19 protein-coding genes are annotated in these 20,395 nt (G+C 72.9%); 5 read left to right on the top strand and 14 right to left on the bottom strand.

Features of this window, described 5'->3' with window-relative positions; all coding sequences use genetic code 11:
• Position 1: 1 nt before the first annotated feature.
• A complete protein-coding gene (locus ABFX46_RS35555; RefSeq protein WP_346048350.1) occupies positions 2-1,063 on the top strand; it encodes an NAD(P)H-dependent flavin oxidoreductase in 1,062 nt (353 codons plus the stop codon).
• On the opposite strand, the gene ABFX46_RS35550 is transcribed toward ABFX46_RS35555, so the two are convergent.
• A complete protein-coding gene (locus ABFX46_RS35550; protein ID WP_346048349.1) occupies positions 1,060-1,680 on the bottom strand; it encodes a TetR/AcrR family transcriptional regulator in 621 nt (206 codons plus the stop codon). The two genes, ABFX46_RS35555 and ABFX46_RS35550, sit on opposite strands and share 4 nt — an antisense overlap.
• 68 nt (positions 1,681-1,748) lie before the next feature.
• On the opposite strand from ABFX46_RS35550, the gene ABFX46_RS35545 reads away from it, so the two are divergent.
• Positions 1,749-2,321, top strand: a complete 573-nt coding sequence (locus tag ABFX46_RS35545) for a peroxiredoxin-like family protein (RefSeq protein ID WP_346048348.1) — start codon at positions 1,749-1,751, stop codon at positions 2,319-2,321.
• Positions 2,322-2,405: 84 nt separating this feature from the next.
• Here ABFX46_RS35545 and ABFX46_RS35540 read toward each other — a convergent pair whose 3' ends face one another.
• From ABFX46_RS35540 to ABFX46_RS35505, 8 genes are all read right to left on the bottom strand, one after another.
• On the bottom strand, positions 2,406-3,416 hold the full coding sequence (locus tag ABFX46_RS35540; RefSeq protein ID WP_346048347.1) for an aldo/keto reductase: 1,011 nt from the start codon (positions 3,414-3,416) through the stop codon (positions 2,406-2,408).
• 103 nt (positions 3,417-3,519) lie between these two features.
• Positions 3,520-4,371 carry a helix-turn-helix transcriptional regulator gene (locus ABFX46_RS35535; protein WP_346048346.1) on the bottom strand — a complete coding sequence of 284 codons (852 nt, stop codon included), beginning with the start codon at positions 4,369-4,371 and terminating at the stop codon, positions 3,520-3,522.
• Between the two features lie 40 nt (positions 4,372-4,411).
• On the bottom strand, positions 4,412-5,596 hold the full coding sequence (locus ABFX46_RS35530) for a CaiB/BaiF CoA transferase family protein (RefSeq protein WP_346048345.1): 1,185 nt from the start codon (positions 5,594-5,596) through the stop codon (positions 4,412-4,414).
• 93 nt (positions 5,597-5,689) lie between these two features.
• Positions 5,690-6,865, bottom strand: coding sequence for an acyl-CoA dehydrogenase family protein (locus ABFX46_RS35525; RefSeq protein WP_346048344.1), 1,176 nt, complete (start codon positions 6,863-6,865; stop codon positions 5,690-5,692).
• Between the two features lie 11 nt (positions 6,866-6,876).
• Complete coding sequence (locus tag ABFX46_RS35520) at positions 6,877-7,653, bottom strand: enoyl-CoA hydratase/isomerase family protein (RefSeq protein WP_346048343.1); 777 nt, start codon at positions 7,651-7,653, stop codon at positions 6,877-6,879.
• A 49-nt stretch (positions 7,654-7,702) separates the two neighbouring features.
• Positions 7,703-8,398, bottom strand: coding sequence for a GntR family transcriptional regulator (locus ABFX46_RS35515; protein WP_346048342.1), 696 nt, complete (start codon positions 8,396-8,398; stop codon positions 7,703-7,705).
• Positions 8,399-8,486: 88 nt separating this feature from the next.
• Positions 8,487-10,013 carry a glycerol kinase GlpK gene (gene glpK / locus ABFX46_RS35510; protein ID WP_346048341.1) on the bottom strand — a complete coding sequence of 509 codons (1,527 nt, stop codon included), beginning with the start codon at positions 10,011-10,013 and terminating at the stop codon, positions 8,487-8,489.
• Between the two features lie 27 nt (positions 10,014-10,040).
• Positions 10,041-10,808, bottom strand: a complete 768-nt coding sequence (locus tag ABFX46_RS35505; protein WP_346048340.1) for an IclR family transcriptional regulator — start codon at positions 10,806-10,808, stop codon at positions 10,041-10,043.
• Positions 10,809-11,055: 247 nt separating this feature from the next.
• Between ABFX46_RS35505 and ABFX46_RS35500 the strand changes: the two genes are divergently transcribed.
• From ABFX46_RS35500 to ABFX46_RS35490, 3 genes are all read left to right on the top strand, one after another.
• Positions 11,056-11,901 carry an MIP/aquaporin family protein gene (locus ABFX46_RS35500; protein ID WP_346048338.1) on the top strand — a complete coding sequence of 282 codons (846 nt, stop codon included), beginning with the start codon at positions 11,056-11,058 and terminating at the stop codon, positions 11,899-11,901.
• A 35-nt stretch (positions 11,902-11,936) separates the two neighbouring features.
• Positions 11,937-13,454 (top strand): glycerol kinase GlpK, encoded by a 1,518-nt coding sequence (glpK, locus tag ABFX46_RS35495; RefSeq protein ID WP_346048437.1) that lies wholly within the window; start codon positions 11,937-11,939, stop codon positions 13,452-13,454.
• Positions 13,455-13,516: 62 nt separating this feature from the next.
• Positions 13,517-15,172 (top strand): glycerol-3-phosphate dehydrogenase/oxidase, encoded by a 1,656-nt coding sequence (locus ABFX46_RS35490; RefSeq protein WP_346048337.1) that lies wholly within the window; start codon positions 13,517-13,519, stop codon positions 15,170-15,172.
• Positions 15,173-15,306: 134 nt separating this feature from the next.
• Here the strand turns inward: ABFX46_RS35490 and ABFX46_RS35485 are convergent, their stop codons facing one another.
• The 5 genes from ABFX46_RS35485 to ABFX46_RS35465 form a co-directional block, all read right to left on the bottom strand.
• Positions 15,307-16,467, bottom strand: coding sequence for an NADH:flavin oxidoreductase (locus ABFX46_RS35485; RefSeq protein ID WP_346048335.1), 1,161 nt, complete (start codon positions 16,465-16,467; stop codon positions 15,307-15,309).
• A 146-nt stretch (positions 16,468-16,613) separates the two neighbouring features.
• Positions 16,614-17,768, bottom strand: coding sequence for an acetyl-CoA C-acetyltransferase (locus ABFX46_RS35480; protein WP_346048333.1), 1,155 nt, complete (start codon positions 17,766-17,768; stop codon positions 16,614-16,616).
• 39 nt (positions 17,769-17,807) lie between these two features.
• Positions 17,808-18,425, bottom strand: a complete 618-nt coding sequence (locus tag ABFX46_RS35475; protein WP_131937757.1) for a TetR/AcrR family transcriptional regulator — start codon at positions 18,423-18,425, stop codon at positions 17,808-17,810.
• Between the two features lie 7 nt (positions 18,426-18,432).
• Positions 18,433-19,212: an SDR family oxidoreductase gene (locus ABFX46_RS35470; protein WP_346048332.1), complete on the bottom strand. Its 780-nt coding sequence runs from the start codon at positions 19,210-19,212 to the stop codon at positions 18,433-18,435.
• Positions 19,209-20,390, bottom strand: coding sequence for an acyl-CoA dehydrogenase family protein (locus tag ABFX46_RS35465; protein WP_346048331.1), 1,182 nt, complete (start codon positions 20,388-20,390; stop codon positions 19,209-19,211). The genes ABFX46_RS35470 and ABFX46_RS35465 overlap by 4 nt, the downstream gene beginning before the upstream one ends.
• Positions 20,391-20,395 lie beyond the last annotated feature (5 nt).

Below are 20,395 nucleotides of genomic sequence, written 5' to 3'. Positions count from 1 at the left end.
GATGGAGCAGTTGCTCGACACGCCGCTGACCCGGCTGACCGGCGTGCGGCACCCCGTCGTCCAGACCGGCATGGGCTGGGTCGCCGGGCCGAAGCTCGTCACGGCCACGGCGAACGCGGGCGGCCTCGGCATCCTGGCGTCGGCGACGATGACGCTCGACCAGCTCGCCGACGCGATCCGCGAGGTCAAGGACCGCACGGACGCCCCGTTCGGGGTCAACCTGCGGGCCGACGCCGGCGACGCGGGCGACCGCATCGACCTCCTGATCAAGGAGGGCGTGAAGGTCGCCTCGTTCGCGCTCGCCCCGAAGAAGGAGCTGATCGCCAAGCTCAAGGACGCCGGGCTCGTCGTGATCCCCTCGGTCGGCGCGCGGCGGCACGCGGAGAAGGTCGCGGGCTGGGGCGCGGACGCGGTGCTCGTCCAGGGCGGCGAGGGCGGCGGCCACACCGGCGCCGTCGCGACGACGCTGCTGCTGCCGCAGGTCGTGGACGCAGTCGACATCCCGGTCATCGCGGCCGGCGGCTTCTTCGACGGGCGCGGCCTCGCCGCCGCGCTGTCCTACGGCGCGGCGGGCGTCGCGATGGGCACCCGGTTCCTGCTGACGTCCGACAGCTCGGTGCCGGACGCGGTCAAGCAGGTCTACCTGAAGACCGGCGAGACGGTGGTGACCCGGCAGGTGGACGGCATGCCGCACCGGGTGCTGCGCAGCGAGCTGGTCGACACGCTGGAGAAGTCCGGGCGCGTCGGCGGGCTCGTCCGCGCGGTGCGCAACGGCGCCCGGTTCAAGAAGCTGTCCGGGATGTCGTGGCGCGCGATGATCGCCGACGGGAAGGCGATGAAGCACGGCAAGGACCTGTCGTGGTCGCAGGTGCTGATGGCCGCGAACACGCCGATGCTGCTGAAGGCCGCCATGGTGGACGGCCGCCCCGACCTGGGCGTGATGGCGTCCGGCCAGGTCGTCGGCGTCATCGACGACCTGCCCACCTGCGGTGAGCTGATCGACGGCATCGTGAAGCAGGCCGTCGAGGCGATCACCGCGCAGCAGTCGCTGCTGGTGCGTTAGGCGCCTTCGGCGCCGAGGCCGCGCAGCACGGCCGCCAGTCCCCCGCGGAACTCCTCCTCAGGGCCGATGTGGCGGGCGTGCCGCGCGGTCTCCGCCATATGGGGGAACTCGCCAGCGGGCAGCGCGGCGATGGCGTCCGTCCCCTCCCCCGCCAGCGGGCCGAGGTGCTCCAGCTGGATCGCGCCGATGATGTAGGCGATCAGCGCGCGCAGCGCGATGGCCGCGCGCGGCCCGGTGATGCCCGCCTCGGCGAGGAGCCCGGCGACCGTCTCGCCCCAGCACAGCGAGCCCGCCGAGGCGTGCCGGTGGGTGAGCGTCAGCGGCATGATCGCGGCGTGGGCGCCGAATGCGTCCCGCAGCCGCAGCGCCATGGTCTCGATCCGCGCGTCCCAGGGCCCCTCGCGGGGCGGAGCCGGGTCGACCTCGCCGTAGACCAGGTCGACGACCAGCCCTTCCAGTTCCTCGCGGTCGCGCACGTAGCGGTAGAGGGCCATGGTGCTCGTCCCGAGCTCCTTGGCGACGGCGCGCATGGACAGCCCGGCGAGCCCGTCGCGGTCGATGACGGCGAGCGCGGCCCCCGCGAGCTTCTCGGTGCTGAGCGAACGTGGTCGAGGCATGGCGCTTGACAGCGTACGGCATACGCTTACGATCGTAGGCGTATGTCGTACACCTAAAGGAGGCGGCCATGCACCTGGCCCCCGGCTCCGGCGTCCCGGCGCGCGAACTCACCCCGGTCAGCGGTCCGCCGCTGCCCGTCCCCGATCCCGGCCGGCTCGTCCACCTGCAGTTCCGGCGGTTCGCGGGCTGCCCGGTCTGCAACCTGCACCTGCGCTCGTTCACCGTCCGGCACGCCGAGATCGAGGCCGCGGGGATCCGCGAGGCCGTCGTGTTCCACTCGTCCGCCGAAGAGCTGCGCGAGCACGTCGCCGACCTGCCGTTCGCGGCGATCGGCGACCCGGAGAAGCGGCTGTACGCCGAGTTCGGCGTGGAGTCCGCCCCCCGCGCACTGCTGGACCCGCGCGTCTGGTGGACCATCCTGCGCTCCGTCGCCATCGGAACCTGGCACCTCGCGCGGGGGCGGGCGAAGGCGCCGAAGTCCCGCCCGGACGGCGGGCGCCTCGGCCTGCCCGCCGACTTCCTGATCGCCCCCGGCGGCCGCCTCGTGGCCGCGAAGTACGGCGAGCACGCCGCCGACCACTGGAGCGTCGACGACCTCCTCTCCCTGGCCGCCCAGACCCTGGCCGAAGCACCGAAGTGACCAAACGCGGAGGCCGCCGCGCGTCCAACTCGGCCGGGCGCCGAACGTGCGCGCTGCCGGACTCGGGGATCGCGACGGCCCGCGTCAGTAGCGCTCTCCGACGGCGGCGGGGACGCCGTCCAGCTCGGCCAGGTCGGCCGCGGTGAGGTCCAGGCCGGCGGCGCCGGCGTTGTCGCGCAGGTAGCGCCGCTTCTTGGTGCCGGGGATCGGGATGACGTGCTCGCCCTGCGCGAGCGTCCAGGCGATCGCGACCTGCGCCGGGGTGGCGCCGTGCCGTCCGGCGACGGCCTTGACGACGTCGACGATGCGCAGGTTGGCCTTCAGCGCGTCCTCCTGGAACCGCGGGTTGCCGCCGCGGAAGTCGGTGTCCTCGAAGTCGGCGGACGTGACCGTCCCGGTGAGGAAGCCGCGGCCGAGCGGCGAGAACGGGACGAACACGGCGCCGTTGGCGGCGCACCAGCCGACCACGTCGCCCACCTCCTCCCCCGTGCCCGCCGTGTGGCCCGGCGCCATGCCGGCCACCGCGCCGGGCGCGCCCATCGCGTCGCGCGTCCACAGCGACAGCTCCGACTGGATCGCGGCGACCGGGTGGATCGCGTGCGCCTCGGCGGCCTGCCGCACGCTGACCTCCGACAGCCCCAGCGTGCGGACCTTCCCCTCGGCGACCAGCTCGGCCATCGCGCCCCACGTCTCGGCCAGCGGCACGTCCGCGTCGACCCGGTGCAGGTAGTACAGGTCGATCACGTCGGTGCCGAGGCGGCGCAGGCTGTCCTCGGCGGACGCCTTGACGTGCTCGGGCGTCCCGTTCCGGACGAGGTTCCAGGACGACCTGTCCCCGACGACGAGCCCCGTCTTCGTCGCCACGACCGCCTCGTCGCGGCGGCCCTTCAGCGCGCGGCCCACGAGCGTCTCGTTGTGGCCGTCGCCGTAGGGCTGCGCGGTGTCCAGGAACGTGACGCCGAGGTCGAGCGCCTCCCGGATCAGCGCGGCCGACGCGTCGTCGTCCCGCTCCGACGCGCTGTAGGCCCAGCTCATCCCCATGCACCCGAGCCCGACCGCGCCGACCCGCGCGCCCGCGAAATCACGCGTCCTCATGAGTCCTCCTCAGTGGTTCTCGCTTCGAGGACGATCATGCGGGACGGGCCGCGGACCCGGCAGAGTCCGCTCATCATGGGTGTGGCACCACCACCCTGGAGGGTCAGCTCGCGGCGGCCATCCCGCGGCGGGCCATCAGCCGCTCGAGCCGCTCCTGCGTCCCGGTGCCCGGCCGCGGGTTGTGCAGGACCAGGTTGCAGCCCGGACGGTCGGCCAGCGGCAGCAGCGTCCCCTCGAAGATCAGCTCGCCCGCGTCCGGATGCCGGATCCCCTTCACGGCCTGCGTGTTCCCGCTGACGTCGTGGCGGGGCCACAGCTCGGCGAACTCGGGGCTGACGGCCAGCAGGTCCGCGACGAGCCGGCCGAACTCCGGGTCGTCGGGGCAGCGGGCCACGTCGGCGCGGAACCGGGCGACGACATCGGGCGCCGTCGCGGACCAGTGCGTGTTCATCGACCGGTACCGGACGTTGGTGAAGAACGTGACCAGGCAGTTGTGGTCGGTGTCGCCGTAGCCGAACACCTCGCGGGCCGCGTCGTTGATCGCGATGAAGTTCCAGTGCCGGTCGCGGACGTAGGCGGGCCGGGGCGACCAGGCGTCCAGCACCCGCTGCAGCTCCGGCGTGATCGGGACGGCCGGGGCCGCGTCCGCGCGGGGCGGGTTCAGCCCGGCGAGCAGGTACAGGTGCTCGCGCTCGGCGGCGTCCAGGCGCAGGGCGCGGCCGATCGCGTCCAGCACCTCGCCGGACACCGTGATGTCGCGGCCCTGCTCCAGCCACGTGTACCAGGAGACGCCCACTCCGGCGAGCACGGCGACCTCCTCGCGGCGCAGGCCCGGCGTGCGGCGCCGTCCGCCGTCCGGCATGCCGACGTCGGCGGGGGTGAGACGGGCACGGCGGGTCCGCAGGAAGTCGCGGAGTTCGCCGCGGCGGCCGGGGGCGGGAGTCGGGCGTGCCATGACCGCCACGATATCCGCCCGCCGGCGGTCCGCCGCGGGGTCAGCCGATCGTGCCCGCGGCCCGGAGTGCGGCGATCGCGGCGCCGTTGCGGCCGAGTTCGCGCAGGACGGCGTCGGTGTGCTCGCCGAGCGCCGGGATCGGGTCCATGCGCGGCTCGGCGTCGGCGAAGGTGATCGGCGGGAGCAGCGCCCGGATGCCGCCGACCGGGGAGGCCACCTCGCGCCAGCGGTCCCGCTCGGCGAGCTGCGGATGCGCGATCAGGCCGTGCCCGTCGTTCAGGGACGCGTTGGCGACGCCGGCCGCGTCGAGCCGCCTCAGCAGCTCGTCGCGGCCCATGCCGGACGTGACACCGGCGACGATCGCGTCCACCTTCTCCCGGTTGCGGACCCGCGCCCGGTTGGTCGCGTACTCGGGGTCGGTCACGAGGTCGGGCCGCGCCAGCACGCCGGTGGCCAGCGCCGCCCAGCCGCGGTCGTTCTGCACCCCGATCACGACGTCGGCGCCGTCGGCGGTGGGGTAGGCGTCGTAAGGGGCGATCACCGGGTGGCTCAGCCGCGTGCGAGGCGGTACGGAGCCGGTGTAGAGCGTCGTGTACATCGCCTGGCTCATCCATTCGGCGACCGCGTCGAACATCGTGATCTCGATCGACGCGCCCTCGCCGGTGGTGCCGCGCCGGACGAGCGCGGCGAGCACGCCCGAGAACGCGTACATGCCGGCGGCGATGTCGGCCAGCGGCGATCCGGCCTTCACGGGCGTCTCCGGGGTGCCGGTGACGGAGATCAGCCCGGCCTCGGCCTGGACGAGCATGTCGTAGGCGCGCTTGTCCCGGTACGGGCCGCTCGTCCCATATCCGGACATGTCGACCACGATGAGGCGGGGGTCGCGGGCCCGGAGCACGTCCGCGCCGAACCCGAGCCGCGCGGCCGCGCCGGGCGCCAGGTTCTGCAGGAACACGTCGGCGCCCGCGACCAGGTCGGTGAGGATCGCGCGCCCCTCGTCCCGCTTGAGGTCCAGCGCCACCGACTCCTTCGAGCGGTTCAGCCAGGCGAAGTGCGTGCCAAGCCCGCCGCGCACCGCCGAGTCGTAGGCGCGGGCGAAGTCGCCGCCGTCCACCCGCTCCACCTTGATGACGCGGGCGCCCTGGTCGGCGAGCTGGCGCGTGGCGAACGGCGCCGCCACCGCCTGCTCCAGCGCGACGACCGTGACCCCTTCGAGCGGCAGCATCCGCGGAGTGGTGCCCTCAGGGGGACGCCCCCCAGACCCCCGCGGGGCCGACCGATGATCCTCACTCCGCTCGCGCTCCGCCGCGGTCATCGGTCAGCCCTCCAGCAGGCGGCGGCCGATGATCATCTTCTGGATGTCGGCGGTGCCCTCGCCGATCAGCAGCATGGGGGCCTCGCGGTAGAGGCGCTCGATCTCGTACTCCTTGGAGTAGGCGTAGCCGCCGTGGATGCGGAACGCGTCCTCGACGACCTCCTTGCAGTACTCGCTGGCGAGGTACTTCGCCATGCCCGCCTCCAGGTCGTTGCGCTCGCCGGAGTCCTTGCGGCGCGCGGCCATCACCATCATCTGGTGCGCGGCCTCGACCTTGGTCGCCATCTCGGCCAGGCGGAACAGGACGGCCTGGTGCTCGGCGATGGGCTTGCCGAACGCCTCTCGCTGCCGCGCGTAGTCGAGGGCCAGTTCGTAGGCGCGCCTCGCGACGCCGCAGCCGCGCGCCGCTACGTTGACGCGGCCGACCTCGACGCCGTCCATCATCTGGTAGAAGCCCCGGCCCGGCGTGCCGCCGAGGATCTGAGCCGCCGGGACGCGGTACCCGTCGAAGACCAGCTCGGTGGTGTCGACGCCCTTGTAGCCCATCTTCTCGATCTTGCCGGGGACGGTCAGGCCCGGCGCGACCTCGCCGAAGCCGGGGGTCTTGTCGATGAGGAACGCGGTCATGCCCCGGTGGCCGGCGTCCGGGTCGGTCTTGACCAGCGTGGCCACCAGGTTGGCCGAGCCGCCGTTGGTCAGCCACATCTTCTGGCCGTCGATCACGTAGTCGCCGCCGTCCGGGACGGCGCGGGTCGTGATCGCGGAGACGTCCGAACCGCAGCCCGGCTCGGACATCGAGAACGCGCCCCGGATCTCCCCCGCCGCCATCTTCGGCAGGTAGTGGGCCCTCTGCTCGGGCGTCCCGTGATGGGTGATCATCCAGGCGACGATGAAGTGGGTGTTGACGATGCCGGACACGCTCATCCAGCCGCGCGACAGCTCCTCCACGGCCAGCGCGTAGGTCAGCAGCGACTCGCCCAGCCCGCCGTGCTCCTCGTCGATCATCAGGCCGAAGAGCCCGAGGTCCTTCATGCCGTCCACGATGGCCTGCGGGTACTCGTCGGCGTGCTCCAGGGCGGTGGCGACCGGGAGGATCTCCCGGTCGACGAACGCCCGGACGGTCGCGATGATCTCCCGCTGCTCGTCCGTCAGCCCGTGGGTCTGCTGCAGCCTGCTCACGTCGCTCCTCCCTAGCGGCCTTCGAAGCGGGGCGGCCGGCGCTCGGCGAACGCGGCGCGCCCCTCGGCGAAGTCGGCGGTGCCGAACAGGGCCGCCTGCTCCGCGCGCTCGGACTCCAGCAGTTCCTCCAGGCTCTGGCCGGCGCGGGCCAGCAGCCGCTTCGCGGCGGCGACCGACAGCGGGGCGAGCGCGGCGGCCTCGGCGGCGAGTGCGAGCGCGGCGTCGAGCGCCCCGCCGGACGGGGCGAGGGAGTCGGCGAGGCCGATCTCGTGGGCGCGGGGCGCGGTGACCGTCCGGCCGAAGACGAGCATCTCCCTGGCGCGCCCCATGCCGACGCGCTGCGGCAGCGTCCAGAGCAGGCCGCCGTCGGCGACGAGGCCGACCTTGCCGAACGCGGCGACGAACCGGGCGTCCTCGGCGGCGACCACGTGGTCGCAGACGGCGGCGAGGGACACGCCGAGCCCGGCGGCGGCGCCCTCGACCGCGGCGATCACGGGCGTCCCGCACGTGGTGATGAGCCGGACGGCCTCGTGCACGGGCGCGAGCCGGGCCCGCACGGCGTCCGGGCCGGCGCCCTCCATCGACCGGACGTCGCCGCCCGCCGAGAACGTCCCGCCCGCGCCGGTCAGCACGATCGCCCGGACCTCCGGGTCGCCGGCGGCGCGCCGCAGTTCCGCCAGCAGCCGCTCGCGCATCGGGACGTCGATCGCGTTGCGCGCCTCCGGCCGGTTCAGCGTGAGCACGCGCGCCGCGCCGTGCCCGGTGACCGTGACCACCCGGTCGTCCATCAGCCCTCCCGGAAATTTTTTATACGATACGGCGCCGCGGAAAGGGCCGTCACTCCGGCTCGGCCGCCCAGAACCCCCGGGCCTCCAGGTGGACGGCGAGCAAGGTCCCCGCGTGCCGGATGTGGGCGCGCATCGCCTGCCGCGCGCCGTCGGCGTCCCCCGCCCGCAGCGCGGCGAGGACGAGGTGGTGGTCGTCGGCGGACGCCCGCGTCCAGCCGTCGATGCTCGCGTAGAAGCGGCGCGGCGCGTACCTGGCGACGGTCTTCAGCAGGAAGGCGGTCTTCGGCGACCCGGCGCACAGGTTGATCGCCCGGTGGAACCGGTGGTTGGCGCGCTCGATGCCGGCCGAGTCCCCGGCCTCGAACGCCTCCTCCAGCTGCGCCTGGGTCCGGTCGAGCGCCGCCAGCTCCGCCTCGGTGATCCTCCCGGCGGCGCGGGCCGCCAGCTCGCCGGCGAAGTACGCCTGCGCCTCGAACAGGTCCTGGACGTCCTGCCGGGTCAGCGGCGCCGGCATGAACCCGCGCCGGGGCTCCAGCGTCACGAAGCCCTCGCCGCGCAGCGACAGCAGCGCCTCCCGGACGGGGGTCACGCTGATCCCGAGGTCCTCGGCGATCCGCTCCAGGCGCAGGAACTCGCCGTGCCCGACCCGGCCCGCCATGATGAGATCGCGGACGTGGTCGGCCACCTCGTCGCTCAGCTGGCGGCGCCTGCCGAGGGCGTGATCGCCGGTACCGGCCACCGTCATCGTCTCCCGTGGGCGCGGGGCATGGGCACATCAAATATATGAGAGATCGGCCGGCGTGGAAGCGGGCCGGGCCCGACGGGGCCCGGGTTCACGGCGCCGAGGCGGGGTCCTCGCCGCTGCGGATCCAGTCGAAGGTGCGCTCGACGGCGCGCCTCCAGTTGTCGTACTCGGCCGCGCGCCGCACCGGCTCCATGGCCGGGACCCAGCGGGCCGCGCGGTGCCAGTTGCGCCGCAGCCCCTCCAGCCCCGCCCAGTAGCCGACGGCGAGCCCGGCGGCGTAGGCGGCGCCGAGGGACACCGTCTCCACCACCATCGGCCGCTCCACCGGCACGTTCAGCACGTCCGCGACCATCTGCATGACGAGGTTGTCGGACGTCATGCCGCCGTCGGCCTTCAGCTCCTTGAGGCTGAGCCCGGAGTCGGCGTTCATCGCGTCGACGACCTCGCGGGTCTGCCAGGCGGTCGCCTCCAGCACGGCCCGCGCCAGGTGCCCCTTCGTGATGTAGGACGTGAGGCCGACGATGATGCCGCGCGCCTCGCTGCGCCAGTGCGGCGCGAACAGCCCGGAGAAGGCGGGGACGATGTAGCAGCCGCCGTTGTCGGCGACCGACCGGGCGAGGGTCTCGATCTCCGGCGCGGTGGTGATCAGCCCGAGGCCGTCCCGGAACCACTGGACGAGCGCGCCGGTGATCGCGATGGAGCCCTCCAGCGCGTACACGGCGGGCTCGTCGCCGATCTTGTAGCCGACGGTGGTGAGCAGCCCGTTGTCCGACTTCACCGGCGCGGTGCCGGTGTTCATCAGCAGGAACGCGCCCGTCCCGTAGGTGCACTTGGTCTCGCCCGGGGCGAAGCACGTCTGCCCGAACAGGGCGGCCTGCTGGTCGCCGAGGGCCGCGCCGATCAGCACGCCCGGGAAGACGCGGCGGGCCGTCCCGTAGGTCTCGGTGGACGACCTGATCGCCGGCAGCATCGCCTTCGGCACGCCGAAGAAGTCGAGCAGGCCGTCGTCCCAGGCGAGGGTGTGCAGGTCCATCAGCAGGGTGCGGCTCGCGTTGGTCACGTCCGTGACGTGGACGCCGCCGTCGACGCCGCCGGACAGGTTCCAGATCAGCCAGCTCTCCATCGTGCCGAACAGCACCTCGCCGCGCTCGGCGCGCTCCCGCAGGCCGGGCGTGTGGTCGAGCAGCCAGCGGATGCGCGGGGCGGAGAAGTAGGTGGCGAGGGGCAGGCCGCTGCGCTCGGTGACCATCGCGGCGCCGGGGGCGCGGCCGAGCTCGTCCACGAGGGCGCCGGTGCGCATGTCCTGCCAGACGATGGCGCGGCCGATCGGGACGCCGGTCACCCGGTCCCACAGGACGGTCGTCTCCCGCTGGTTGGCGATGCCGACCGCGGCGACCTGGTCCGCGGTCACGCCCGCCTGGGCGAGCGCCTCCGGGGCGATCCGTTCCAGGTTGCGCCAGATCTCCACCGGGTCGTGCTCGACCCAGCCGGGCCTCGGGAAGTGCTGGCGGTGCTCACGCTGCGCCACCGAGACCAGCCGGCCGCCGTGGTCGAACAGGATGCACCGGGTGGACGTGGTGCCCTGGTCGATCGACATCACGTAGCGCTCGGTCACGCGCGACCGCCTCCCCCCGTGCCGGCGTCACCAGCGCGAGCCGCCGAGGTCGCGGGAGACGGCGCGGGCCGCGTCCCGCACGTAGGCGACGAGCCTCGGCTCCGGGACGCGGCGTGTGTCGCAGATCCGCTCGACCGCGCCGGAGATGCCGATGGCACCGACGACGAGCCCCCCGTACCCGCGGATCGGTGCGGCGATGCCGGCGTCGCCGATGGACAGCTCCTCGACCTCGGCGGCCCAGCCGTTCTCCCGCACCCGGGTGGCGGCCCGTGCGAGCTCGCGCGGATCGGTGATGGTGCGGCGGCAGTACGACTCCAGGACGGTGTCGCGGATGGACGCCGCCGCGTTGGCGTCGTGGGCGAGCAGCGCCTTGCCGAGCGCGGTCGCGTGCAGCGGCAGCAGGGAGCCGACGTCCATCGCCTGGAGCGTGTCGTCCGGGCGGAACACGTGGTGCACGACCAGGACCCTGCCCTCCAGCAGGGTCCCGATCCGGACGGCCTCGCCGCTGCGCGAGGCGAGCGCGTCGGCCCAGTTGATGGCGCGGGAGCGCAGCTCGTTGACGTCCAGGTAGCTGGTGCCGAGGTGCAGCAGGGCGGCGCCGAGCTGGTACTTGCCGGTGCCGCCGTCCTGCTCGACGAAGCCGACGCGCTCCAGGGTGCGCAGGATGCCGTGCGCGGTGCCCCGGGCGAGGCCGAGCGAACTGGCGATCTCGCCGACTCCGAGCCGGCCCGAGCTGGCGGCGAGCAGGCGCAGGATCGCGGCGGCCCGCTCGATCGACTGCACAGGTCCGGGCATGAATCCGATGGTAGTTGGCCCGGCAGGGTGCCGACAATGTCGGCAGTCGTCGTAATCGTCGTCCTTTGCGCCCCGAACTGCCCGGATTCTGTGATCTCGTGCACAGACTGGAGGGTAACCGGCACCGGGCATCGGGGAAAGTGTTCGACATTGTCGGCAGTGTCCGGTTGTTCGTCGCTCCGTCCCGGCTTAGCGTCCTGGCCAGCCTCACGGGGCTCGCGTCCACCCCCTCTGCCGAGGAGCGCCCATGGCGGAACGAGCAGTCCGACGACCCAGAATCCCCGCCCTCGCCGGCGAGCTCGCGGCCGAGTTCGCCGGCACCATGATCCTCATCCTGTTCGGCGTCGGCGTCGTCGCGCAGGTCGTGGCCGGCGGCCCCGGCCTCGGCGGCCACGACAGCATCGCCTGGGCCTGGGGCCTCGGCGTCACGCTCGGCGTCTACGTCGCCGCGCGGATCAGCGGCGCCCACCTCAACCCGGCCGTCACCGTCGCCCTCGCCGCGTTCAAGGAGTTCGCCTGGCGGAAGACGGCCCCCTACATCGCCGCGCAGACCGCGGGGGCGTTCGTCGCGGCGCTGATCGTCCGCTGGAACTACAGCGAGGTGCTCGCCGAGGTCGACCCCGGCCACACCATCAAGACGCAGGGCGTGTTCTCGACCCTGCCGGGCAACGGCACCCTCCCGGTCGGCACCTGGGGCGCGTTCCGCGACCAGGTCATCGGCACCGCCATCCTGCTCTTCGTGATCAAGGCGCTGACCGACGTGCGCAACGCGCCGCCGCTCGCCAACCTCGCCCCGTTCATGATCGGCCTGCTGGTGGTGGCGATCGGGATGGCGTTCGGCACCGACGCCGGCTACGCGATCAACCCGGCCCGCGACTTCGGCCCCCGGCTCGCCTCGTTCCTCACCGGCTACGGCGGCGCCTGGCGGGACCAGCACGGCGAGTTCTACTTCTGGGTCCCGATCATCGGCCCGCTCATCGGCGGCGTGCTCGGCGTCGGGCTCTACAAGGCCCTGATCGGACGGTTCCTGCCCGCCGAGGAGGAGCCCGCCCAGGAGATCGCGAAGCCCGAACCCCAGTACGAGACGGCGTGACCCGTCCCATCCCCTCGTCCCAGGAGACCGCGCGCATGGCCGACTTCGTCGGAGCCCTCGACCAGGGCACGACCAGCACCCGCTTCATGATCTTCGACCACGGCGGCGCCGAGGTCGCCCGCCACCAGCTGGAGCACGAGCAGATCCTGCCGCGGGCCGGCTGGGTCGAGCACGACCCGACCGAGATCTGGGAGCGGACCCGCGCCGTCATCCAGAGCACGCTCACCAAGGCGAACCTGCACCACGGCGATCTCGCGGCCGTCGGCGTCACCAACCAGCGCGAGACGGCCGTGGTGTGGAACCGGCGCACCGGCCGCCCCTACTACAACGCGATCGTCTGGCAGGACACCCGCACCGACCGCATCGCCGCCGCCCTGGAGCGGGACGGCCGGGGCGACGTCATCCGCCGCAAGGCCGGGCTGCCGCCGGCGACCTACTTCTCCGCCGGCAAGGTCCAGTGGATCCTGGAGAACGTCGACGGGGTCCGCGAGGCCGCCGAGAACGGCGACGCGATCTTCGGCACGACCGACTCGTGGGTGCTGTGGAACCTCACCGGCGGGACGGACGGCGGCGCCCACGTCACCGACCCGACCAACGCCAGCCGCACCATGCTCATGGACCTGGAGACCCTCTCCTGGGACGACGAGCTCCTGTCGTTCTTCGGCATCCCCCGCTCGATGCTGCCGGAGATCCGGCCGTCGTCGGCGTCCGACGCCTACGGGGTGACGCGAGCGGACGGCCCCTTCGGCGGCGAGGTGCCGCTGACCGCGGCGCTCGGCGACCAGCAGGCGGCGACGGTCGGACAGGTGTGCTTCGCACCCGGCGAGGCCAAGAACACCTACGGCACCGGCAACTTCCTGCTGCTCAACACGGGGAACGAGCCGGTCCGCTCGAAGAGCGGCCTGCTGACGACCGTCTGCTACCAGTTCGGCTCCGAGAAGCCGGTCTACGCCCTCGAAGGGTCGATCGCGGTGACCGGGTCGGCCGTACAGTGGCTGCGCGACCAGCTCGGCATCATCTCCGGCGCCGCGCAGAGCGAGTCGCTGGCCCGGCAGGTCGACGACAACGGCGGGGTGTACTTCGTCCCGGCGTTCTCCGGCCTGTTCGCCCCGTACTGGCGGTCGGACGCCCGCGGCGCGATCGTCGGCCTGTCCCGGTTCAACACCAACGCCCACGTCGCCCGCGCGACGCTCGAAGCCATCTGCTACCAGTCGCGCGACGTGGTCGAGGCGATGCGCGAGGACTCCGGCGTCGCGCTCGACACCCTCCGCGTCGACGGCGGCATCACGGCCAACGAGCTGTGCATGCAGATGCAGGCCGACATCCTGGGCGTCCCGGTGTCGCGTCCGGTCGTCGCCGAGACCACCGCCCTCGGCGCCGCCTACGCCGCCGGCCTCGCCGTCGGGTTCTGGAACACCACCGACGAGCTCCGCCAGAACTGGAACGAGGACAAGCGCTGGCAGCCCACCTGGGACGAGGAGCAGCGCCAGGCCGGCTACGCCGGCTGGAAGAAGGCCGTCGAGCGGACCCTCGACTGGGTCGACCTCGACTGACCGGCCCCACCCACCACCAACCAACGGACGAACCCCGTTCCTGCCTCTTCCGGGAGTGAGAAGTGACATCCGTAGCGCTCGGTCCGCGGTACCGGGAGGACGCCCTGCGCGGCCTCGCCGAGACCGAGTTCGACGTCCTGGTCGTCGGCGGCGGCATCGTCGGCGCCGGCGCGGCCCTCGACGCGATCTCGCGGGGGCTGTCCGTCGCCCTCGTCGAGGCGCGGGACTGGGCGGCCGGCACCTCCAGCCGCTCCAGCAAGCTGATCCACGGCGGGCTGCGGTACCTGGAGCAGCGCGACTTCGGGCTGGTGCGGGAGGCGCTGCGGGAACGCGGCCTGCTGCTGCACCGGCTGGCGCCGCACCTGGTCCGCCCCGTCCAGTTCCTGTATCCGCTGCGCAACCGGGTGTGGGAGCGGGCGTACGTCAGCGCGGGGGTCACCCTGTACGACACGATGGGCGGGAGCCGGGCGCTCCCTCGGCACCGGCAGCTGACCCGGCGCGGTGCGCTGCGCCGGGCCCCCGCGCTGCGCTCGGACGCGCTGATCGGCGCCGTCCAGTACTACGACGCGCAGGTGGACGACGCCCGCTACACGATGATGGTCGCCCGGACCGCCGCCCAGTACGGCGCGACGGCCGCCACCCGCGCCGAGGTCACCGGGTTCCTGCGCGAGGGCGAGCGGGTCACCGGCGCCACCGTCCTCGACCTGGAGGGCGGCCGGGAGATCGACGTGCGGGCGCGGCGCGTCGTGTGCGCGACCGGCGTCTGGACGGACGGCGCGCAGGCGATGACCGGTGCCCGCGCGGCGTTCGGCGTGCGGGCGTCCAAGGGCGTCCACCTGGTCGTGCCGCGCGACCGGATCCCGATGGACACCGGCCTGATCACGCGGACGGCCAAGAGCGTGCTGTTCATCATCCCGTGGGGGCGGCACTGGCTCGTCGGCACCACCGACACCCCGCACGACGACGGCCCGGACGAGCCCGTCGCCGACCACACCGACGTCGGCTACCTCCTCGACCAGGCGAACGCCGTCCTGCGGACCCCGCTCACCCATGACGACATCGAGGGCGTCTACGCGGGTCTCCGGCCGCTGCTGTCCGGCGAGATGGACGACACCACCCGCCTGTCGCGCGAGCACGCGGTCGCCGAGCCGGTGCCGGGCCTGGTCGTCGTCACCGGCGGCAAGTTCACCACCTACCGGGTGATGGCGCAGGACGCCGTCGACGCCGTCGCCGAGAGCCTGGACGACGCCGTCCCGGAATCGGTCACCGCGCGGCTCCCCATCCTCGGCGCGACCGGCTTCGAGGTGCTGTGGAACGAGCGCCGCCGCCTCGCCGCCGAGTCCGGCCTGCACGTCGCGCGCGTGGAGCACCTGCTGCGCCGCTACGGGGCGTGCACCCGGGAGATCCTGCGGATGATCGCCGCCGACCGGGCACTCGGCGCACCCATCCCCGGTGCCGCGGACTACCTGTGCGCCGAGGCCGTCTACGCGGTGACGCACGAGGGCGCACTGCACCTGGAGGACGTCCTCGCGCGCCGCCTACGCATCGCGATCGAAGAATGGGACGGCGGCGTCGCCGCGGCGACCCACGTCGCCGCCCTGGTCGCACCGATCCTCGGCTGGGACGAGGAGGAGACCAAGAACGAGATCAAGGCCTACGTCCGCCGCACGACCGAGGAGCACCGCGGCGGCGCAGCCATCGCGGAGCCCGCCGCCTAGTGCGGTGCCCACGAACATCGACCGGGTCGCCACAACGTTGATCTGCGGCGTGTTGTTGTTATGAGGCGCCTCATAACAACAACACGCCGCAGGTCAACGGAACCGGTGGACCTTGGTCGTACTGGCCGACCGCTTCAGCTCGGGATCAGAGGGCAGTGGGTGCCCTTGTAGATCGTCGGAACGCAGTGATTGCAGTGCGTGCACAAGGACGGCGTGGACGGGTCGGCGGCGATGCGGTTCACCAGGTCGGGTTCGCGCAGGAGCGCACGGGCCATGGCGACGAACTGGAAGCCCTCCTCCATCGCCTTGTCCATGCTCGCGCGATCGGTGATGCCGCCCAGCAGGATCAGCGGAAGGTCGAGTTCCGCCCGGAACCTGCGGGCGTGCTCCAGCAGATAGGCGTCCTGGTAGGGGTAGACACGGAGGAACTGCTTGCCGAACATCCGCAGGCCGATGCGCATGGGGAGCTTGTAGCTCGCCGCGAACTCGGGGATCGGCATCGGGCCGCGGAACAGGTACATCGGGTTGAGGAGCGAGCTGCCGGCGGTCAGCTCCAGCGCGTCGACCGTGCCCTCTTCCTGGAGCCTCCGCGCGACGTACAGGCTGTCGTCGATGTCCAGCCCGCCGCGGACGCCGTCGCGCATGTTGAGCTTGCCGGTGATCGCGATGCGGTCGCCGACCTCGTCGCGGACGGCGCGGGCGATGCCGAGCGCGACCTTGGCGCGGTTCTCGATCGGGCCGCCGTAGGCGTCCTTGCGCCGGTTGAGGCGGGGGCTGAGGAACGAGCTGGCCAGGTAGTTGTGCCCGAAGTGCATCTCCACGGCGTCGAAGCCGGACTCGATCGCCAGGCGCGCGGCCTCGGCGTGCGCCCGGGTGATGCGCTCGATGTCCTCGGCCGTGGCGACCTTGGTGAAGGCCATGCCGAGCGGGTTGAAGAACCGCCCCGCCGAGATGGCGGGCAGCTTGTTGGAGCTGGCGTCGGCGACGGGCCCGGCGTGCCCGATCTGGGCGGACGCCGCGGCGCCCTCGTCGTGCACGGCGTCGGTGAGGCGGCGCAGCCCGGGGACGGCCTCGGGCCGCATCCAGATCTGCCCGCGCTCCGTCCGCCCCTCGGGCGAGACCGCGCAGTACGCGACGGTCGTCATGCCCACTCCCCCGGCGGCCGGCCGCCGGTGGTACTCGATCAGATCGTCGCTCACCACCGCGTCCGGGGTCATCCCCTCGAACGTCGCGGCCTTGATCACCCGATTGCGCAGCGTCAGCGGCCCCAGCCGAGCCGGTTCGAACACGTCCACACCAGACTCCGTTCCACGCTCTTGAGTTTGAACCTCAGCCGCTGGAGCACGGGTCGCGCGGCCGGAGGGCGCTCTAGCGCCCGGAGGTCGCGCGACCCGCCGGCCTCTCGGCCGCAACGGGGGTTCCAGGGGGTCGCCCCCCTGGACTAGCACAGTTCGATGATCGTGACGTTGGCCTGGCCGCCGCCCTCGCACATGGTCTGGAGGCCGTAGCGGCCGCCGGTGCGCTCCAGTTCGTGGAGGAGGGTGGTCATGAGGCGGGCGCCGGTGGCGCCGAGGGGGTGGCCGAGGGCGATGGCGCCGCCGTTCGGGTTGACCTTGGCCGGGTCGGCGCCGGTCTCCTTCAGCCAGGCGAGGACGACGGACGCGAACGCCTCGTTGATCTCGACGGCGTCGATGTCGCCGATCGTCATCCCGGTCTTCTTCAGCGCGTGGGCGGTGGCGGGGATCGGCGCGGACAGCATCCGGATCGGGTCCTCGCCGCGCGCGGAGATGTGGTGGATGCGGGCGCGCGGGGTGAGCCCGTGGTCCTTGACGGCCTGCTCGGACGCGATGAGCAGCGCGGCGGAGCCGTCGGAGATCTGGGACGAGACGGCCGCGGTGAGGCGCCCGCCGTCCACGAGGGTCTTCAGGCCCGCCATCTTCTCCAGGGTGGTGTCGCGGCGCGGCCCCTCGTCGGCGGCGACGTCCTCGTAGGGGGCGATCTCGCGCTCGAAGCGGCCCTCGCCGATGGCGCGGATGGCGCGCTGGTGCGACTCGTAGGCGAACCTCTCCATGTCCTCGCGGGACAGGTCCCAGTCGCGGGCGATCATCTCGGCGCCGTTGAACTGGGAGACCTCGGTGTCGCCGTAGCGGCGGGTCCAGCCCTTGGAGCCGGCGAAGGGGCCCTCGGTGAAGCCGAGCGGCGCGGCGGCGGTCATCGCCGAGGCGATCGGGATCTGCGACATGTTCTGCACGCCGCCCGCGACGACGAGGTCGGACGTCCCGGACAGGACGGCCTGCGCGGCGAAGTGCACGGCCTGCTGGGAGGAGCCGCACTGCCGGTCGACGGTGACGCCGGGGACCTCCTCGGGCAGCCCGGCGGCGAGCCAGCAGGTGCGGGCGATGTCGCCGGCCTGCGGCCCGAGGGTGTCGACGCAGCCGAACACGACGTCCTCGACGGCGGACGGGTCGATCTTCGTCCGGTCCATGAGCGCGGTGAGGACGTGCGCGCCGAGGTCGGCGGGGTGCACGCCGGCGAGCCCGCCGTTGCGCCGTCCCACGGGGGCGCGGACGGCGTCGACGATGTATGCCTCGGCCATGGGGTCTACTCCTTCGTACAGGTCCGTCGTACAGGGGGCCTAGCTCGCCTGGATGCCTTCGAGGAACATGGCGAGGTACTGCTTGGCGATGTCGTCGGCGGACAGCCGCCCGCCGTGCTGGTACCAGTTCGCCGCGACCCAGACGGTGTCGCGGATGAAGCGGTACACGAGGGTCCGGTCGAGGTCGGCGCGGAACGCGCCCTCCTTGACGCCCCGGTCCAGCAGGGACAGCCACATCTCCTCGAACCGGCGCTGCGAGTCGAGCAGGTAGTGGAAGCGCTCGCTGGTCGCGAGGTGCTTGGACTCGTTCTGGTAGAGGACGACGGCGGGCCGGTGCCGGTCTATCGAGCGGAACGACTGGGCGACGATGGCCTCCAGGGTGTCCCGGGCGCTGAGGTCCGCCGCGAGGATCCGCTCGTACCCGGCCCACATCTCGTCCAGGAACGTCCGGAGGATCTCGTCGGCCATCGACTCCTTGGAGTCGAAGTGGTAGTAGAGGCTGCCGCCGAGGATGCCGGCGGCGTCGGCGACCTTCCGGACGGTCGTGGCGGAGTAGCCCTGGGAGGCGAACACCTCGGCGGCCGTGGCGAGCAGTTCCGCCCGCCGTTCCGCGCGGGCGGCGGCGGTGCCCTCGGCGTCGCGCCGTCGTGGACTCATGTGCTTCCTATGCGTGCTGGGAGGAGACGGAGACGACCTCGCCCGTCATGTACGAGGAGTAGTCGCTGGCCAGGAAGACGATAACGTTGGCCACCTCCCAGGGCTCGGCGTAGCGCCCGAACGCCTCCCGGCGCGTCAGCTCGTCCAGCAGCTCCTCCGAGGTCACCTTGACCAGGTGCGGGTGCATCGCGAGCGACGGCGAGACGGCGTTGATCCGGACGCCGTAGTCGGCGGCCTCCAGGGCGGAGCAGCGGGTGAGCGCCATGACGCCGGCCTTCGCGGCGGCGTAGTGCGACTGGCCCTTCTGCGCCCGCCAGCCGATCACCGAGGCGTTGTTGACGATGACGCCCGCGCCCTGGCCGCGCATGACGCGCAGGGCGGCGCGGGTGCAGCGCATGGTGCCGTTGAGGGTGATGTCGATCACGCGGTCCCACTGCTCGTCGGCCATGTCGACGAGGTCGGCCGTCCCGCCGAGGCCGGCGTTGTTGACGGCGACGTCGATGCGTCCGAAGCGCTCCACGGCGAGGCCGTAGAGGGCCTGCACCTGCTCCTCGGACGTGACGTCGCAGGGCAGGGAGGCGACGCGGTCGGCGCCGAACTCCTTCTCCAGCTCCTGCGCGGACGCGGTGAGCCGCCGCTCGTGGGTGTCGGAGATCAGGACGCGGGCGCCCTCCTCCAGGCAGCGGCGGGCGGTGGCGCCGCCGATCCCGGCCCCGGCCGCCGCGGTGATCACGACGGCGCGGTCCTTGAGCAGTCCGTGTCCGGGGACGTAGGGGGGCGGCGTCATCCACGTGCCTCTCTCGGGAGCCCGAGCACGCGCTCGGCGATGATGTTGCGCTGGATCTCGTTCGATCCGGCGTAGATCGTGTCGGAGCGGGAGAACAGGAACAGCCGCTGCCAGTCGTTCAGGTCGTACGGCTCGCCGTCGGCGACCAGGCCGGCGGCGCCGAGGACGTCCATGGCCAGCTCGCCCAGTTCCCGGTGCCAGGTGCCCCAGACGAGCTTGGAGATGGACGACTCGGGCCCGGGCGCGCCGGCGGCGACGCCCGCCATGGTCCGCACGGCGTTCAGCCGCATGATCTCCAGGCCCATGTACGAGCGGGTCAGGCGGTCGCGCAGCAGCGGGTCGTCGAGGGCGCCGGTGCGGCGGGCGAGGTCGGCGACGCCCTCGAACTCGCGGGCGAACCCGACCTGCTGGCCGAGGGTCGCGACGCCGCGCTCGAACCCGAGCGTCGCCATCGCGATCTTCCAGCCCTCGCCGGGCGCGCCGACGATGTTGCCGGCGTCGGTGCGGGCGCCGTCGAAGAACACCTCGTTGAACTCGGAGGTGCCGGTGAGCTGGATGATCGGCCGGATGTCCACGCCGTCCTGCTTCATCGGGACGAGCAGGTACGACAGGCCCTTGTGCCGGGACGAGCCCGGCTCGGTGCGGCAGACGACGAAGCACCAGTCGGCTTCGAGGGCGAGGGACGTCCACACTTTCTGGCCGTTGACCGTCCAGTGGCCGCCGGCGAGCTCGGCGCGGGTCTGGACGTTGGCGAGGTCGGAGCCCGCGTCCGGCTCGGAGTAGCCCTGGCACCACAGCTCCTCGACCGCCGCGATCGGCGGGAGGAAGCGGGCGCGCTGCTCGTCGGTGCCGAAGGCGATGATCGTGGGGCCGAGGAGGTTCTCGCCGATGTGGTTGACCCGGGCGGGGCCGTCGGCGAGCGCGTACTCCTCGTGGAAGATGACCTGCTGCTCGAGGCTGGCGCCGCGCCCGCCGTACTCGGCCGGCCAGCCGACGCACGTCCAGCCGGCCGCGGCCATGTGCCGCTCCCAGGCCAGCCGCTCCTCGAACGCCTCGTGCTCGCGGCCGGGGCCGCCGAGCCCGCGGGCGTGCGCGAACTCCCCCGACAGGTTCGCCTGGAGCCAGTCGCGGACCTCGGCGCGGAAGGCGCGGTCCGCCGGCGACTCGTTCTGGTTCACGTTCC

It is taken from the genome of Actinomadura chokoriensis (assembly GCF_039529475.1).
In the GTDB taxonomy this organism is placed as follows: domain Bacteria; phylum Actinomycetota; class Actinomycetes; order Streptosporangiales; family Streptosporangiaceae; genus Spirillospora; species Spirillospora bangladeshensis.
The sequence above is the reverse complement of the archived record's forward strand: the minus strand, read 5'-3'. Positions and strand labels throughout refer to the sequence as shown.